Raw genomic sequence first — 15,442 nt, 5'->3', positions numbered from 1 at the left:
TCGGATAAGCGTCTTTTCTTTGTATTCCGGAAGAAAACGGGTAAAATAAAAACAGAAAGGGGAGTCTTCAATGAACTTAAACTTTAACTTTTTCATGAATGATGCTGTGGAAGCTGCCCGCCAGGAAATCGTGGAAGCTGGATATATCCAGTTAACGACACCTGACGATGTTGATAAGGCGTTTGCCACATCAGGAACTACTCTTGTGATGATCAACTCAGTATGCGGCTGCGCCGGCGGTATTGCGCGTCCTGCTGCTTCCTATTCCGTAAAGCAAGGTGCACGTCCGGATCAGCTGGTTACCGTATTCGCCGGACAGGATAAAGAAGCAACAGAGCATGCAAGATCTTATTTTACAGGTTACCCTCCTTCCTCTCCTTCGTTCGCACTTATGAAAGACGGAGAGATTCAAATGATGGTGCAGCGCCACGAGATTGAAGGCCATGAACCAATGGAAGTCGTCAACAAGCTGATTGATGCATTTAACACCTACTGTAAATAAGATAAAAAAACCTCTGTCCCGAACTTCCGGGACAGGGGTTTTTTTGGAAAAACCACGGGGGCGTTTTTATGCAAAAATTATACATAGCAATGTATAGAAATACATTCGGAATTATCAAAAAACTTACTTTCCTCACTTTTTGTGTTAAAATGCATTATATTGAATAAATATGAATGTATAAATTTCAAATAGAGATCAATCAGAGAGTAGGGGGATAACGAATGTTAAAAAAAACGCACGTGCTGCTGACGCTGGCGTTGCTGCTCATTTTCAGTCTGGCTGGGAACGTACTGCCAGGACAGCATCAGGCGGCAGCTAAGGAGAAACACAATAAAACGCTGGTCATGGGAACATCTGCTGATTACGCGCCATATGAGTATATCGATACGGTGAAAGGCAACAAAATTATTGGTTTTGACGTCGATGTGGCCAGACATATTGCGGACAAGCTCGGCTATAATCTCGTGATTAAAGATATGGATTTTAACGGTCTGGTGCCTGCTTTAGATGCAAAGCGGGTTGATTTCGTCATGGCGGGAATGACGCCCAATGCCGAACGTAAGCAGAAAGTGGATTTTTCCGATACCTATTATAAAGCGAAACAACTAATCGTTACCAACGATCCGAAAATCAAGAAGATTGAGGACCTCAAAGGAAAAGCGATTGGTGTGCAGCTCGGTTCCATACAGGAAAAAGAAGCAAAGAAAATCGCGGACAAAGTGGACAATGTATCCATTGAAAAAAGAAATAAAGTTCCAGATCTAGTACAGGAAATTATGTCTAAACGATTTAATGCCGCTGTCATCGAAGACGGAGTCGCCATTGAATATTTGAACAAAAACCCCGATCTCAGTTCGTTTGTCATCCCCGGATCTGCTTCTGCGGGTTCGGCGGTAGCCCTCCAAAAAGGCAGCGGCCTGACGGAGAAGTTCAACAAAGAAATTGCAGCCATGAAGAAGAACGGGGAGCTCGATCAATACGCGAAGAAATGGTTTGAACCTAAAACAGAGAAAAAGGCAGAAAAGAAATCAATCGTCGATTTTTCAACCATCATGCCTTCTATTCCCTACATCTTAAAAGGAATTCTGACCACACTTAAATTTGTGGTCGTGTCCATTCTATTGGGGTTTGTACTCGGAACAATCCTTGCGCTGTTTAAAATCAGCAAAGTGAATGTTCTCCGCTGGGGAGCCGATGCTTATACTTCGATTTTCCGGGGAACACCGCTCATTCTTCAGCTTTTGATTATTTACAATGCCACTCCTCAGCTGACCGGCTATAAAATCGAGCCATTCCTGGCCGGTGTGCTGACGTTCGGACTGAATTCTGCAGCTTATGTTTCAGAGATTATCCGTGCAGGAATCAACGGGGTGGATAAAGGACAGCGCGAGGCTTCCATGGCGCTCGGTGTTTCATACGGCTCCATGATGCGCCAGATCATTTTACCGCAGGCATTAAAAAATATACTGCCGGCGCTGATGAATGAGTTTATTACGCTGACCAAAGAATCGGCCATTATTGCCGTAATTGGTACGACGGATATTATGAGACGTGCGCAAATCGTAGGTGCAGACACCTATCGTTACTTTGAGCCGCTGATTACGGCGGGGATCATTTACTATTTAATGGTGATGGCCTTAACGGTTCTTGGACGCATGCTTGAAAGGAGAATGAGCCGCGGTGATTAAAATAGAAAACCTTCATAAAACATTTGGAAAAAACGAAGTCCTTAAAGGCATTTCGACTGAAATCGGACAGGGAGAAGTCGTGGCTGTGATCGGGCCATCGGGATCCGGTAAATCTACTTTTCTCCGCTGCATTAATATGCTGGAGGAACCAACAGAAGGAACGATTCTGTTCAAAGACCAAGAGGTTACAACCCAGGCATCCAAAATCCAGCAGGTGCGCAAGAAGATTGGTATGGTCTTTCAGCATTTTCATCTGTTTCCGCACATGACCGTTCTGGATAATCTGACATATGCGCCGGTTACTGTGAACAAAACGGCAAAGCGAGAAGCGGAAGCTGCGGCCCGCGAATTGCTGAAAAGAGTGGGACTGGCGGACAAAGAAGGAGAATATCCTGGCCGCCTTTCCGGAGGACAAAAACAGCGTGTGGCCATCGCCCGGGCGCTGGCCATGAACCCTGAAGTGATGCTGTTTGATGAACCTACTTCTGCACTAGATCCCGAAATGGTAAAAGAGGTGCTCGATGTCATGAAATCACTCGCCCAAAGCGGAATGACCATGGCTATCGTGACCCATGAAATGGGATTTGCGAAGGAAGTGGCAGACCGGGTATTGTTTCTTGATGGCGGTATCCTCGTGGAAGATGCCGTACCGGCAGAATTTTTCGCTAAGCCCAAAAGCGAAAGAGCACAAGCTTTTCTTGAAAAAGTACTGTAAGAGACCTTAAAGGGTCTCTTCTTTTTTATGTTTAGGCCTCAAAGAAACTTGCGCTTTTTATGTTTGTCCTGCAAGATAATAAGTATTGTGTAACGGAGAATGTAAGAAAGGAAGACAGCTATGCCAGCCATTAAAGTCGGCTACAGAACAATAAAAACAGCAATTGGAACGGCACTGGCGATCGGAATCGCTCAATGGCTCGGTCTTGAGTTTTACAGCTCGGCAGGAATTCTGACGATTCTATGCGTTAAAGTTACCCAGAAGAGATCGCTGATCACCTCCTGGGAGCGTTTTGCCGCCTGTCTCATCGGCATTGTGTTCGCGGCCATTTTTTTCACCGTACTTGGTTACCATCCCTGGAGCATTGGACTTTTGATCCTGCTGTTTTTTCCCGTGCTTGTCTGGTTGAATTTAAAAGAGGGGATCATTACAAGCTCGGTTATCATCCTTCATTTGTATACCCTTGAATATATCAGCTGGAAGGCGGCCGGAAATGAAGTGGCGCTGATCACCATCGGAATCGGTATGGCACTGCTGGTTAACCTCTATATGCCAAGCATGGAGCTTACACTCAAAAAGATTCAAGGGGACCTTGAGGATCAGTTTAAAGCCATCTTTCTTGAATTTCGTGCCTATTTGTATGATCATGAGCATTTGTGGGACGGAAAAGAGATCACGAGATCGGCACAGCTGATTGATGAAGGGAAAGACCTTGCGTTCCGTGACGTGGAGAATCATACAGTTCGTTATGAAAATGAGTATTATCATTATTTCAAAATGAGGGAAAAACAACTGGAGCTGATTGAACGGATGATCCCCATTTTGTCATCCATTGATGAGCGGTATATACAGGGCTATATTCTCGGAGACTTCTTTGGTGAACTGAGCGAAGCGGTTCATCCCGGAAATACGGCGGTCATTTACCTGGACAGCATTGAAAAGATGAGAGATAAATTCCGTGAGATGGATCTGCCAAAAGACCGGGCGGAATTTGAAACCCGCTCCAAGCTTCATCATCTCCTGAACGAAATCGAACGCTACCTTCTGATCAAAAAAGCTTTCAAGAAAAGCGACATATAATAAAAAAATAAGCCGACAAGGCTTATTTTTTTTTTATCTCTACTATTAAAAGAAAGCGCTGATTCCGGCCATCAAGGTTGTCAGCAGCAAGGATGCCAGCATGATAAAAACGACGGTCTTGATTACTTTTTGGGACATACCAACCCTCCTTATCCACTGTTATTGTACAAAGATTTGAACCATGTTACAAGGATTCCTGCGTTTTCTCATTATTTTGAGAGAAAAAGAAGGAAAAAGCGTTTTCAAAAAGAAAGTAATCATAGGGAAGATAATGTCGAATGATAGGTGACAGGAGGCAACCATATGATAAAACATCAGGAGCGAGTGAAAAAGTGGAAGCTGGCCACAGAGAAAAGCATGCAGCGGTTTCCAGAGAGAAAGGAACGATTCGAGACCAGTTCCAAATTTGAAATCAGCCGACTTTACGGTGCAGAACAGGAAAACTATGATATAGAAAAACTCGGACTTCCTGGCGAATATCCATATACGCGGGGAATACAGCCGACCATGTACCGGGCTCGCTACTGGACCATGAGGCAGTATGCCGGGTTCGGATCAGCCGAAGAGACGAACAAGCGGTTTCGTTACCTTTTGCAGCAAGGGCAAACCGGTCTTTCCGTGGCTTTTGATTTGCCAACACAGATTGGCTACGATTCCGACCACTCCATGTCCAAGGGAGAAGTGGGGAAAGTAGGAGTTGCCATTGATTCGCTCGAAGATATGGAAGCGCTTTTACGGGAGATCCCCCTTGACCAGGTGAGCACGTCGATGACGATCAATGCTCCGGCATCCGTGCTCCTTGCCATGTATATCGTGGTGGCTGAAAAGCAGGGAATTTCGCCGGAAACGATATCTGGTACTATTCAAAATGATATTTTAAAAGAATATATTGCAAGAGGAACGTATATTTTTCCGCCAAAGCCTTCCATGAGGCTGATTACCGATATTTTTGCATATTGTAAAGAACAGGTGCCGAAATGGAATACGATCAGCATATCAGGCTACCATATTCGGGAAGCAGGAGCTAATGCAGTTCAGGAGCTTGCCTTTACCATTGCCAATGGCAAAGCCTATGTGGATGCCGCGATTGAAGCCGGTTTGAACATTGATGATTTTGCGCCGAGACTGGCCTTTTTCTTTAACGCTCATAACCAGTTTTTTGAAGAGGTTGCCAAATTCCGTGCTGCCAGGAGAATCTGGGCAAAATTGATGAAGGATACATATGGCGCCCGAAATCCGAAAAGCTGGCAGCTTCGCTTTCATACCCAGACGGGGGGATCCACCTTGACTGCACAGCAGCCTGACAATAATATTGTTCGGGTTACCCTGCAGGCGCTGGCTGCGGTTATGGGAGGAACACAAAGTTTGCATACCAATTCCAGGGATGAGGCACTCGCCCTTCCTACCGAAGATTCTGCGAGAATTGCGCTCAGGACGCAGCAGATCATCGCTCATGAAAGTGGCGTGGCAGACACGGTGGACCCACTTGCCGGCTCGTACTTTGTGGAACACTTGACCGATGTCATGGAAGAAGAGGTTGGAAAATATCTCGAGAAAATTGAATCCCTTGGCGGAGCAGTGGCCGCGGTCGAGCAAGGATACATGCAGCGGGAGATTCATCATACAGCCTATGAAACTCAAAAGGCGATCGAAAAAGGTGAAGAAATCATTGTCGGGATGAACTCGTACACCCTTGAGAATGAAGTGAGGCCGGAACTCTTACGTGTAGACCCGACCCTCGGTGAAAAGCAGAAGGAAAAACTGACGCGATTGCGGAACTCAAGGGACCAAGACCGAGCGAGCGCTCGGTTGGAAGCGTTGCGTCTAGGAGCAAAGGGGACAGAAAACCTGATGCCGCTTATTGTGGACTGTGTTCGTGATTATTGCACAATTGGAGAAATCTGCGGCATTCTTCGGGAAGAGTTTGGAGAGTATACGGGAGTATAGACAGACAGGAGTGGATGAACAATGAATAAGAAAATACGTGTGCTGGTTGCGAAACCAGGCCTGGATGGGCATGACCGGGGAGCGCTGGTTATTTCTCAGGCTCTTCGCGATTATGGCATGGAGGTTATCTATACAGGGCTTCGTCAGACGCCGCAGCAAATCGTGGCAGCCGCCGTGCAGGAGGATGTGGATGCCATTGGATTATCATGTCTTTCAGGTGCCCATAATGAACTGTTTCCGGAAGTGATGGCTCTTTTAAAGGAACGCGGAGCGGGTGATATCATCGTCGTTGGCGGAGGTGTGATTCCATGGGAGGATATCCCGTTTCTAGAATCGGCAGGCGTCCAAAAAATATTTACTCCTGGCACACCCACTATTGAAACGGCAAAGTTCATTGAAGCCGCGGTTCGTGCCCGGGACGGCTATCCCGCTTCAATCGGCATGGAGCCTCCCAAAAAAATCGATCATATTGGAATAGCAGTTGAATCCTTGGACGAAGTACTTCCGTTTTACGTGAACACGCTTGGTTTGAAACTTGAAGCTATTGAAGAAGTGCCTTCACAAAACGTAAAGGTGGCTTTTATCAAAATTGGTGAGAGCCGCCTCGAGCTGCTTGAACCGTTAAGTGAAGAGAGCCCGATCAGGCAATTCATCACAAAACGGGGGCAGGGGGTTCATCATGTCGCCCTTGGCGTGGAAGGAATTTCAGAGCGGATCGGTGAGCTTAAAAATGCAGGCATCAAAATGATTCAGGAAGAACCGGTAAAAGGTGCCGGCGGTGCTTCCATTGCGTTTATTCATCCTTCTTCCGCACACAAGGTGCTGTTCGAACTGTGTGACAAAACAGAAATTGAAGGAGGCGCTTCCTAAATGGATATGTACGATAAAATGGATGAATTATATGACAGAAAACGTGAAATCGAGCTTGGCGGTGGAGATGATAAAATCGACAAGCAGCATGAGCGGGGAAAATTAACGGCCAGGGAACGGATTGACCTGTTGCTTGATGAAGGCAGCTTCATTGAGCTGAACCCCTTTATTGAACACCGGTGTACCGACTTTGGCCTGGAAAATATGAAAGCTCCCGGGGAAGGTGTGGTCACGGGGTATGGAAAAATTCACGGCCGTCCGGTATATTTGTTTGCTCAGGACTTTACCGTTTTTGGCGGTGCGCTTGGCGAGATGCATGCCCATAAGATCGCCAATGTCATGGACCTTGCAGCCAAGAACGGTACACCTTTCATCGGATTGAATGATTCAGGTGGAGCACGCATCCAGGAAGGGGTTGTGTCGCTCGATGGCTATGGGCAAATTTTCTACAGAAACTCCATCTACTCGGGGGTAATCCCACAAATCTCGGTGATCCTGGGACCGTGTGCAGGCGGCGCGGTTTATTCACCGGCGATTACCGACTTTGTGTTCATGGTGGAAAAAACGAGCCAGATGTTCATTACGGGGCCAAAAGTAATTGAGACCGTGACGGGTGAAAAGATTTCTTCTGAAGATCTTGGAGGGGCAAAAGTTCACAGCACGAAAAGTGGAAATGCTCATTTTATGGGCGAAACGGAGGCTGAGGTTCTCGAACAGGTGAGAGCTTTGGTGGAACTGCTTCCTCAGAATAATAAAGAAAAATCGGACATCAAGGAAGGAAATCCGCAAGCAAGCGATGACCTTCCTGAAATTGCTGACGTGGTTCCTGTTGATGCAACCAAACCATACGATGTACGAAAAGTAATCGAGCAGGTGGTTGACTCCGATACGTTTTTGGAGGTGCACGCTCATTTTGCGAGAAATATAGTCGTTGGTTTTGCAAGGATCAAGGGAGAAGTGGTAGGATTAGTATGTAATCAGCCAAAAGTGATGGCTGGCGGCCTTGATATTGATTCTTCGGATAAGGCATCGCGCTTTATTCGGTTTTGTGACGCTTTCAATATTCCGATCATCACCTTTGAGGACGTCACCGGGTTTTTTCCAGGAATTAAACAGGAGCATGGCGGAATCATAAGACACGGAGCCAAAATTCTTTATGCCTATTCCGAAGCCACTGTTCCGAAAATCACCGTAATCACCCGTAAGGCATATGGCGGTGCCTATGTGGCATTAAACAGCAAATCGATCGGGGCGGATCTGGTTTTTGCCTGGCCTAATGCGGAGATTGCCGTGATGGGGCCTCAGGGAGCTGCCAATATTATTTTTGCAAGAGAAATTGAGCAAAGTGAGAATCCAGAAGCGACCAGACAGGCTAAAATCGATGAATACCGCACGAAGTTTGCCAATCCTTATGTTGCGGCGGCAAGGGGCATGGTTGATGATGTAATCGATCCGCGTGACACTAGGATCAAGTGCATCCAGGCTCTTGAAATGCTGCGCACAAAACAGGAAGAACGGCCCTGGAAAAAACATGGCAATATCCCGTTATAATGGAGGAAAGACATAATGGTAAATGAACAACGATTGCTGGATGAATTTTTGGAATTGGTTCAGATCGATTCTGAAACAAAATTTGAAAAAGAGATTTCCAAAGTATTAACTAAAAAATTCACTGATTTGGGCGTGGAAGTTTTTGAGGATGACGCCGAATCAACAACAGAACACGGAGCAGGCAATTTGATTTGCACACTGAAAGGGAATAAAGAGGGAATCGATCCGATTTATTTCACATCACACATGGATACAGTGGTGCCAGGTGTAGGCGTCAAGCCTTCAATTAAGGACGGATATGTTGTTACAGACGGAACCACCATTCTCGGAGCGGATGACAAGGCTGGCCTGTCGGCAATGTTTGAAGCCGTGAGAATTTTAAAAGAAAAAAATATTAAGCACGGTGATATTCAATTTATCATTACCGTGGGTGAGGAATCCGGCCTCGTAGGAGCAAAAGAACTTGATCCTTCCAAGCTTACCGCCAAATTCGGTTTTGCACTCGACAGTGATGGCAAGGTGGGTGACATCATTGTGGCTGCTCCTACTCAGGCCAAACTGATTGTTGATATTTATGGAAAAACCGCACATGCCGGTGTAGCACCGGAAAAAGGTGTGTCTGCAATTACCATTGCAGCCAAGGCGGTCTCAAAAATGCCGCTTGGCCGCATTGATGAAGAAACAACAGCTAATATTGGAAGGTTTGAAGGCGGATCGCAAACCAACATTGTATGCGACCATGTTTCCATTCTGGCAGAGGCACGTTCTCTCATCGCAGAAAAAATGGAACAGCAGGTTGCAAAGATGAAAGAAGCGTTTGAAAACACGGCAGAAAGCCTTGGCGGCCGTGCAGATGTTGCTGTAAAAGTGATGTATCCAGGGTTTAAATTCGGAGATGGCGACCATGTCGTGGAAGTTGCGAAAAAAGCGGCCGCACGGGTTAACCGCCCTCACCGCCTGCTGCAAAGTGGTGGTGGAAGTGATGCGAACGTGATCGCAGGACATGGCATTCCAACCGTGAATCTGGCGGTAGGCTATGAGGACATTCACACCAAAAATGAAAAAATGCCAATTGAAGAACTGGTAAAAACAGCTGAAATTGTGGTTGCAGTTATTCAAGAGGTTGCAGGAGAATAATAAAAAGGGCCAGCCACGAAATTGTGTTGGCCCTCTTTTTTTCTTGATTGCAGGCTGTACGTTTGAATTGACAGGAACCTCAGCTGTTAGTATATTTGGTGGTAGTTTAATTGTGGAAAATTATGTTTAAATTGGATGAAGAGCCGGAGGGATAGGATGAGTGAAGTTGCGGACATGCATATGATGATGAATTATGTGCGGGGAGTCTATAAAGTTTTGGAGGAAGATTGGCAAAAGTCTGCTAAGGCGCTTGGCCTGACACAAGCGGAGCAGCATATTTTGTGGATTGTATCCTTTGAACAGGAAGCCACCATATCACGTATTGCCCAACTCGGATTATGGGATGTTTCAACCGTAATGCAGGTGATTAAACGATTGAAAGAAAAAGGGTTGGTGCAGATGCTGAAAAAGGATCATGACCGGAGAATTTCGTATGTTAGTCTCACTGAAGAAGGGGCTAAAAAACAGGAGATGTCCGCCGAAGGAAAAAATTCAATTTATGAATATTTGCGGACATGGGGGCAGCAGGAAGATCAAGCGGAGTTCCTGCTTCAGCTGGGCCGGTTACATAAAGAAATAAATCAGCATTTCCATGGCTCGGAGTATGTGGAGTGGGTTGAAGCCACCGGGAAGCAGCTGAGGAGCGAGGTGAAGACAAGGTAAATACGCCTTGTCTTTTTTGACGGTGTCCGAGTCTCAACGGCTTTTGCCTTTTATTCTCGTTTCTCTTTTCATATAATAATGATGGAATCCATGAAAAGGAGAGGGAAGCACATGGATCGTTCAACTCATAAACGCAGATTCATTCTGCATGTGGACATGAATAGCTTTTATGCTTCTGTGGAAAGCATGATGGATCCCGCATTAAAAGGCAAGCCGCTTGCGATTGCAGGAAATCCCGAAGAACGCAGGGGCATCATTGTCACATGCAGCTATGAAGCGAGGAAGTTTGGTGTTAAAACCACCATGACCCTCTGGCAGGCAAAAAGACTGTGTCCTTCCCTGATTGTACGCAGGCCTGATTTTCCAAAATACAGAATGATGTCGAACCGGATGTTTCAACTTCTGAAGGAGTACACTAATCTCGTGGAACCTGTATCCATTGATGAAGGCTATTTGGATGTCACAGCTTCATCCATGAACCCTGTTGAACTCGCAGGTGAAATACAAAACAGGATCTATCATGAGCTTGGATTGCCCTGCAGCATAGGAATCGCACCCAATAAGTTTCTTGCCAAAATGGCATCTGACATGAAAAAACCCATGGGTATTACGGTTTTAAGAAAAAGGGAAATGAGTACCATCCTTTGGCCGCTAGGCGTAGGGGAGATGCATGGCATTGGCCAAGCAACGGAAGAGAAGTTGAAAACATTCAACATTCATACCATCGGTGACCTCGCAAAAGAAGATGCGTACAGCCTGAAGCACCGTTTTGGAATCAATGGGATAAAGATGTGGGAGCGTGCCAACGGCATTGATGACCGGCCCGTTAATCCCGAGCGTGCTTCTGAGTTTCAGTCCGTTGGAAATTCCACCACACTCGCAGAAGACCTGGATCATGAACCGGAAATTAAAAGGGTCTTTGAAAGCCTTGCAGAGTCGGTTGAACGGAGGATGAAGCAAAAGAAAGTGGTGGGGCAAAATCTGCAGATTGTCATAAGGTATTCAGACAGAAAGACGGTGACGCGGAGTAAATCCCTTGAAAACCCATTTCATGATAAGAACATCATCCTTAAAATGGCATGGAATTTATTTAAAAAGCATTGGAATGGAGATCCCATTCGGCTTCTTGGCATTACAGCAGCAGATGTTATCCCCCGGGAAAATGCCTATAAACAAATGGATCTTTTTACGTTCGAACAGGAAAAAAAGCAAGAAGATGTTAACCGGTTGGTCAGTGACCTTCAAAAAAAGTTTGGGCAGCAATCCATCATCAGAGGCAAATGGAAGGCAGGTCCATCATAACCTTTATAGATAGAAGCTTTTTAATCCCGGGTGGTGATCATATTTTGGGAAAAGTCGTCAAGCTCTGGCTCTTGATTGGAATGGTAGGATTAGCGGCTTTTTTTGTTCTGCTTGCCCTGGGGTATAGCGGTTCGGAAGTGGAAAAAATGGACCACATGATTATTTCTGCTTTGACCGCTTATCAGCCCGGGGAGTTGACCCGGCTTTTTATCTGGATTACCAACAGCGCCGCAAAAACGAATGAATGGCTTTCGTTGCTGGTCTTCTCTGTTTTTTTTATTATCTGGCGCCGGCAGTGGCTGGAACCCCTCGTTTTAACGATTTGTCTATTTACAACCCGCTATGGGAATTTTTTTCTGAAAGATGTGTATGAAAGAGAACGGCCATCCTTTCATCAGCTCGTGGAGATTGGCGGGTACAGCTTTCCAAGTGGACACGCCATGATTTCAGCCGGATTTTTCGGATTGCTTTTTTATTTTTTGGCGGTCCACATAAAGCGGACGTGGGCAAGGCGCCTGGTGGCTGCCTTGGGTTCTTTGTATATTTTACTTGTGGGTATGAGCCGGATCTATCTTGGCGTGCATTATCCGAGCGATGTGGTGGCTGGTTTTTTGGCCGGCGGAAGTTTGCTTTTACTTTTTATCATTCTCTACCAGCTGCTGGCGGTTTTTATTTTATGGCATGAAAGGAAGAGTTGAGATATGGAACTTCATTTTTTGGGCACAGGAGCCGGAATGCCATCGAAAGAGAGGAATGTTTCATCCGTTGCGCTGAAATTTCTTCAACGAGGTGGAGAGGTTTGGCTTTTTGACTGCGGGGAAGCTACGCAGCATCAAATTTTGCATACTTCGGCCATTAAGCCGCGTAAAATCACTAAGATTTTCATTACTCATCTTCATGGGGACCACATTTTTGGGCTTCCCGGGCTGCTTGGCAGCAGGTCATTTCAAAGCGGTGAAGATAGCCCGCTTACGGTATATGGCCCTCCGGGAATCAAAGAGTACTTGGAAATCTGCCTGAAGGTAAGCTCAACCTACCTCACCTATCCCTTTGAAGTGGTTGAAATCTCGGAAGGACTGGTTTGTGAGGAAAATGGCCGTTTCGTTTACAGCAGTCTGCTCGATCACGTGATTCCCTGTTTTGGGTACCGCGTGGAAGAATCCACACAGCCCGGCAAACTGAAAGCGGAGCTGCTGCAAAAAAGCGGAGTGTCTCCCGGCCCCTTGTATCAGGAGCTGAAAAAAGGCAAAGATTTGACACTGCCAGACGGAACCGTTCTTAAAAGCAAGGATTTTCTTTCCGCTCCCGTTCCGGGAAGAATTATTACGATCCTGGGTGATACCAAAGCTTGCGACAACGCCATAAAGCTTGGGAAAGACGCTACGGTGCTTGTGCATGAAGCGACGTTTCTTCATGAATTGGCTGAACAGGCTGCCGAATTTGGCCATTCTTCTGCAAAAATCGCAGCCTTGACCGCCAGGAAGGCGAATGCTTCCTCATTGATCATCAATCATATCAGTTCCAGGTATCATAAAGAACAAAAACATCTGCTGTTGGAGGAAGCGCGGGAGGTATTTCCCAATACATCAATGGCAAATGACTTTTCCGTATTTCCGCTGGAAAAGCCCATAGCAGCTGATATGGAAAAATGAGCGAAGAGAAGTGACCCACATTTGGATCACTTCTTTGCGGTCATTTTTTTTTCATAAAGCTTTTTTTCACGGTGACTTCTCCATTTCGGACGGCACGCGCCAAATCGGGCTGGTCGGTAATCACCGCATCCACTTCGTATTGAAAGAAATAATAGAGCCATTTTTCCTGGTTGACCGTGTATGGCCTGACCGAGACGTTATGCTGGCGGAGCCCTTCGAGGATAGGGGGATGAAGGCTTTTAAAGGGAGGGTGCACGCTCCAGGCACCAAGCCGTTTTGCATAATTCCAAGGCTCATACAGGTTCGACGTATAAAGAGGAGCGATATCGATGGAAGGATCCATGTTTCTTAACAGAACCAGGCTGTAATGATTAAAAGAGGAATAAATGGTCCTTTCTTTCATGCCATATGCATTCACAAGGTTGTATACCTTTTGTTCCAAATCCTTGTAATACACCTTGTTGTTCTTCAATTCGATATTAAGCAAAAGAGGAGTCGTGCGGATCCACTGAAGAAACTCCTCAAGTGTCGGAATTCGTTCGTTTTGAAATTCTGGAGAAAACCAACTGCCCGCATCCAGCAGTTTAATTTCTGAAAGGCTGATGTTTTTTACATACCCTTTTCCGTTGGTTGTCCGTTTTACTGTTTCGTCATGGATGACAACCGGGATGCCGTCTTTCGTCAAATGAACATCAATTTCCAGGCCTTCTGCCCCCAATTCCAACGCCTTTATGTAGGCCGCCATGGTGTTTTCCGGGCATACTTTGCTTGCGCCCCGGTGTCCATAGATTTTTGTCATATCTGGAAAAACTCCTTTCTGTCCTATACCATTACCAGAACGCTCGGGGAATAAACCGCCTGCCTTACAAGAAAAAAAGCCTCCTGGCGGGAGGCTTGTTATGTTGCATTCGCCGAAGAACGGTGTTCGATGCTCATATCATTTTTTACAATCCATTTTATAAAATCTTTTTCCTTTTTTGTCAATGGCCGGGTGAGGAACTGCTGAAATTCTTTAAACAACAGATTGTACCGCTTGACTTCTTCTTGATCAAGCATATTATACCTCCCGTTGCTGACGTTTGGTCTTTTATTATAAAACTAAATAACAGAATTGTCAAACTATTTCTTGGGTTGATGGCCGGCTGTACATTTTACCAAGTTCTTCTGATCGTTCGGCCGCCCGTTTGACGCATTGCTCAATCGCTTTTTTCACTTGGAAATGGTCAAGCATCTGAATGCCGGCTTCGGTTGTGCCTCCCGGGCTGGTCACATTTTGGCGAAGCTTTTGGGGATGGTCCCCGCTCATCTTCACCATGTGTGCAGCCCCAAGAAGTGTCTGGGCGATGAGGTCTCGCGCTTCCTCCTCACGGATATCCATGGAAGAAGCAGCCTGCTGCATGGCTTCTACCAGATAGTAAACATACGCGGGGCCGCTGCCCGATAAACCGGTTACGGCATGCAGACTCTCTTCCCGAAGGCAGGTTGTGGTGCCGATACAGCTGAATAATTCTTCGGCGAGCTGCATGTGTTTAACTTCGGCAAATTTCCCGCCGGCGATGCCTGTTGCCGAATACCCAATGGCTGCAGAAGTGTTTGGCATGGCCCGGATGACAGGGACCGGGGCATCAAGCAGTGACGAAATCAGGCCAGTTGAAATACCTGCGAGAACCGAGATGATGATATGATCCGCATGAACGGCTTTATTTAATGACCGCAGGGCCTGTTCTGCATCTTTCGGTTTCATTGCCAGAATGAGTATATCAGCGTGGTGTGCGGCATCACCAGCAGATTTCGAAACGGTAATTTTATAGTTTTCTTGAAGCTCTTGCAGCCTTTTGGCATTGATTCGGTTTGTGACAATAATATTTTTTGGGTCAGCCAGTTTTTTGGCAATCATACCCGAAATCATGGCTTCAGCCATCGCGCCTGCTCCAATAAAGGCAATTTTTTTATTCACGGCTATCCCTCCAATTTAGGTAAACTAAAAACGCACTCCTTCATCCTTGAAAAAGGACGGAGGAGTGCGATCCGCGGTACCACCTTAATTGGCTTGATAATAAAGCCCAGCTTGTTGCCTGTATCGAAGGCATACGATCAGGTTCAATCCCTGATGGCTCGGGGGATAGGTTCGTTCATCACGTGCTTGCAGAATCTTTCAGCCGGTGGATTCCGCTCTCTTTTAGCCGCTCTATGAAGTACTGGTCCCTTTCAGCGCCGTTTCAACGTTTAGTTATTAAAAGATATTATGCAATGGACACCCCTAGTATGTCAAGGCTATTCCATCTTTTTTTTGGAATTTTCATTTATTTAAAGAGTAGAAGTTTTGCTATACTGA

Annotated in this window: 16 protein-coding genes; 12 read left to right on the top strand and 4 right to left on the bottom strand. The window is 46.0% G+C overall.

The annotated features are described in order from the left end of the window. The first annotated feature begins 70 nt into the window (after positions 1-70). The 4 genes from AS030_RS09385 (at position 71) to AS030_RS09370 (ending at position 3,985) form a co-directional block, all read left to right on the top strand. A complete protein-coding gene (locus AS030_RS09385; RefSeq protein ID WP_061970900.1) occupies positions 71-502 on the top strand; it encodes a BrxA/BrxB family bacilliredoxin in 432 nt (143 codons plus the stop codon). Between the two features lie 221 nt (positions 503-723). Further along, entirely contained in the window at positions 724-2,190 is a 1,467-nt protein-coding gene (locus AS030_RS24550) for an ABC transporter substrate-binding protein/permease (RefSeq protein WP_061970898.1), read from the top strand. Next, positions 2,183-2,905, top strand: coding sequence for an amino acid ABC transporter ATP-binding protein (locus AS030_RS09375; protein WP_061970895.1), 723 nt, complete (start codon positions 2,183-2,185; stop codon positions 2,903-2,905). Before AS030_RS24550 ends, AS030_RS09375 begins: the two co-directional genes overlap by 8 nt. A gap of 120 nt (positions 2,906-3,025) precedes the next feature. Then, entirely contained in the window at positions 3,026-3,985 is a 960-nt protein-coding gene (locus tag AS030_RS09370) for an aromatic acid exporter family protein (RefSeq protein WP_061970893.1), read from the top strand. Between the two features lie 45 nt (positions 3,986-4,030). On the opposite strand, the gene prli42 is transcribed toward AS030_RS09370, so the two are convergent. Beyond that, a complete protein-coding gene (prli42, locus tag AS030_RS23555) occupies positions 4,031-4,123 on the bottom strand; it encodes a stressosome-associated protein Prli42 (protein WP_156412565.1) in 93 nt (30 codons plus the stop codon). Between the two features lie 219 nt (positions 4,124-4,342). Here prli42 and AS030_RS09365 point away from each other — a divergent pair, with 219 nt between their 5' ends. The 8 genes from AS030_RS09365 to rnz all read left to right on the top strand — a co-directional run bounded on the left by AS030_RS09365 (position 4,343) and on the right by rnz (position 13,107). Further along, positions 4,343-5,932, top strand: coding sequence for an acyl-CoA mutase large subunit family protein (locus AS030_RS09365; protein WP_420889648.1), 1,590 nt, complete (start codon positions 4,343-4,345; stop codon positions 5,930-5,932). Between the two features lie 21 nt (positions 5,933-5,953). Next, positions 5,954-6,802 (top strand): methylmalonyl-CoA epimerase, encoded by an 849-nt coding sequence (gene mce, locus AS030_RS09360; protein ID WP_061970891.1) that lies wholly within the window; start codon positions 5,954-5,956, stop codon positions 6,800-6,802. Continuing rightward, entirely contained in the window at positions 6,803-8,353 is a 1,551-nt protein-coding gene (locus AS030_RS09355; protein WP_061970890.1) for an acyl-CoA carboxylase subunit beta, read from the top strand. A 15-nt stretch (positions 8,354-8,368) separates the two neighbouring features. Then, a complete protein-coding gene (locus tag AS030_RS09350) occupies positions 8,369-9,490 on the top strand; it encodes a tripeptidase T (protein ID WP_061970887.1) in 1,122 nt (373 codons plus the stop codon). A 156-nt stretch (positions 9,491-9,646) separates the two neighbouring features. Further along, the gene (locus tag AS030_RS09345; RefSeq protein ID WP_061970885.1) at positions 9,647-10,153 is read left to right on the top strand and encodes a winged helix DNA-binding protein; all 507 of its coding nucleotides are present in this window, start codon (positions 9,647-9,649) and stop codon (positions 10,151-10,153) included. 111 nt (positions 10,154-10,264) lie between these two features. Next, complete coding sequence (locus tag AS030_RS09340; RefSeq protein WP_061970883.1) at positions 10,265-11,455, top strand: DNA polymerase IV; 1,191 nt, start codon at positions 10,265-10,267, stop codon at positions 11,453-11,455. A gap of 44 nt (positions 11,456-11,499) precedes the next feature. Next, positions 11,500-12,153, top strand: a complete 654-nt coding sequence (locus AS030_RS09335) for a phosphatase PAP2 family protein (RefSeq protein WP_061970880.1) — start codon at positions 11,500-11,502, stop codon at positions 12,151-12,153. A gap of 3 nt (positions 12,154-12,156) precedes the next feature. Next, positions 12,157-13,107 carry a ribonuclease Z gene (rnz, locus tag AS030_RS09330; RefSeq protein WP_061970877.1) on the top strand — a complete coding sequence of 317 codons (951 nt, stop codon included), beginning with the start codon at positions 12,157-12,159 and terminating at the stop codon, positions 13,105-13,107. 40 nt (positions 13,108-13,147) lie between these two features. Here the strand turns inward: rnz and AS030_RS09325 are convergent, their stop codons facing one another. The 3 genes from AS030_RS09325 to proC form a co-directional block, all read right to left on the bottom strand. Further along, complete coding sequence (locus AS030_RS09325) at positions 13,148-13,906, bottom strand: glycerophosphodiester phosphodiesterase (RefSeq protein WP_061970875.1); 759 nt, start codon at positions 13,904-13,906, stop codon at positions 13,148-13,150. A gap of 98 nt (positions 13,907-14,004) precedes the next feature. Further along, complete coding sequence (locus AS030_RS23550) at positions 14,005-14,163, bottom strand: hypothetical protein (protein WP_156412564.1); 159 nt, start codon at positions 14,161-14,163, stop codon at positions 14,005-14,007. Positions 14,164-14,221: 58 nt separating this feature from the next. Then, positions 14,222-15,070, bottom strand: coding sequence for a pyrroline-5-carboxylate reductase (gene proC / locus AS030_RS09320; protein ID WP_141687045.1), 849 nt, complete (start codon positions 15,068-15,070; stop codon positions 14,222-14,224). Positions 15,071-15,442 lie beyond the last annotated feature (372 nt).

This window comes from Fictibacillus enclensis (genome assembly GCF_001457035.1).
GTDB lineage: Bacteria > Bacillota > Bacilli > Bacillales > Fictibacillaceae > Fictibacillus_C > Fictibacillus_C enclensis.
This window is presented reverse-complemented; position numbering and strand designations above follow the sequence as displayed.

Excerpts from the sequence above, each read along its gene's own strand:
- AS030_RS09385 (WP_061970900.1), top strand. The coding sequence starts at position 71 with ATGAACTTAAACTTTAACTTTTTCATGAATGATGCTGTGGAAGCTGCC.
- AS030_RS24550 (WP_061970898.1), top strand. The coding sequence starts at position 724 with ATGTTAAAAAAAACGCACGTGCTGCTGACGCTGGCGTTGCTGCTCATT.
- AS030_RS09370 (WP_061970893.1), top strand. The coding sequence starts at position 3,026 with ATGCCAGCCATTAAAGTCGGCTACAGAACAATAAAAACAGCAATTGGA.
- prli42 (WP_156412565.1), bottom strand. The coding sequence starts at position 4,123 with ATGTCCCAAAAAGTAATCAAGACCGTCGTTTTTATCATGCTGGCATCC.
- AS030_RS09365 (WP_420889648.1), top strand. The coding sequence starts at position 4,343 with ATGCAGCGGTTTCCAGAGAGAAAGGAACGATTCGAGACCAGTTCCAAA.
- mce (WP_061970891.1), top strand. The coding sequence starts at position 5,954 with ATGAATAAGAAAATACGTGTGCTGGTTGCGAAACCAGGCCTGGATGGG.
- AS030_RS09355 (WP_061970890.1), top strand. The coding sequence starts at position 6,803 with ATGGATATGTACGATAAAATGGATGAATTATATGACAGAAAACGTGAA.
- AS030_RS09350 (WP_061970887.1), top strand. The coding sequence starts at position 8,369 with ATGGTAAATGAACAACGATTGCTGGATGAATTTTTGGAATTGGTTCAG.
- AS030_RS09345 (WP_061970885.1), top strand. The coding sequence starts at position 9,647 with ATGAGTGAAGTTGCGGACATGCATATGATGATGAATTATGTGCGGGGA.
- AS030_RS09340 (WP_061970883.1), top strand. The coding sequence starts at position 10,265 with ATGGATCGTTCAACTCATAAACGCAGATTCATTCTGCATGTGGACATG.
- rnz (WP_061970877.1), top strand. The coding sequence starts at position 12,157 with ATGGAACTTCATTTTTTGGGCACAGGAGCCGGAATGCCATCGAAAGAG.
- AS030_RS09325 (WP_061970875.1), bottom strand. The coding sequence starts at position 13,906 with ATGACAAAAATCTATGGACACCGGGGCGCAAGCAAAGTATGCCCGGAA.
- AS030_RS23550 (WP_156412564.1), bottom strand. The coding sequence starts at position 14,163 with ATGCTTGATCAAGAAGAAGTCAAGCGGTACAATCTGTTGTTTAAAGAA.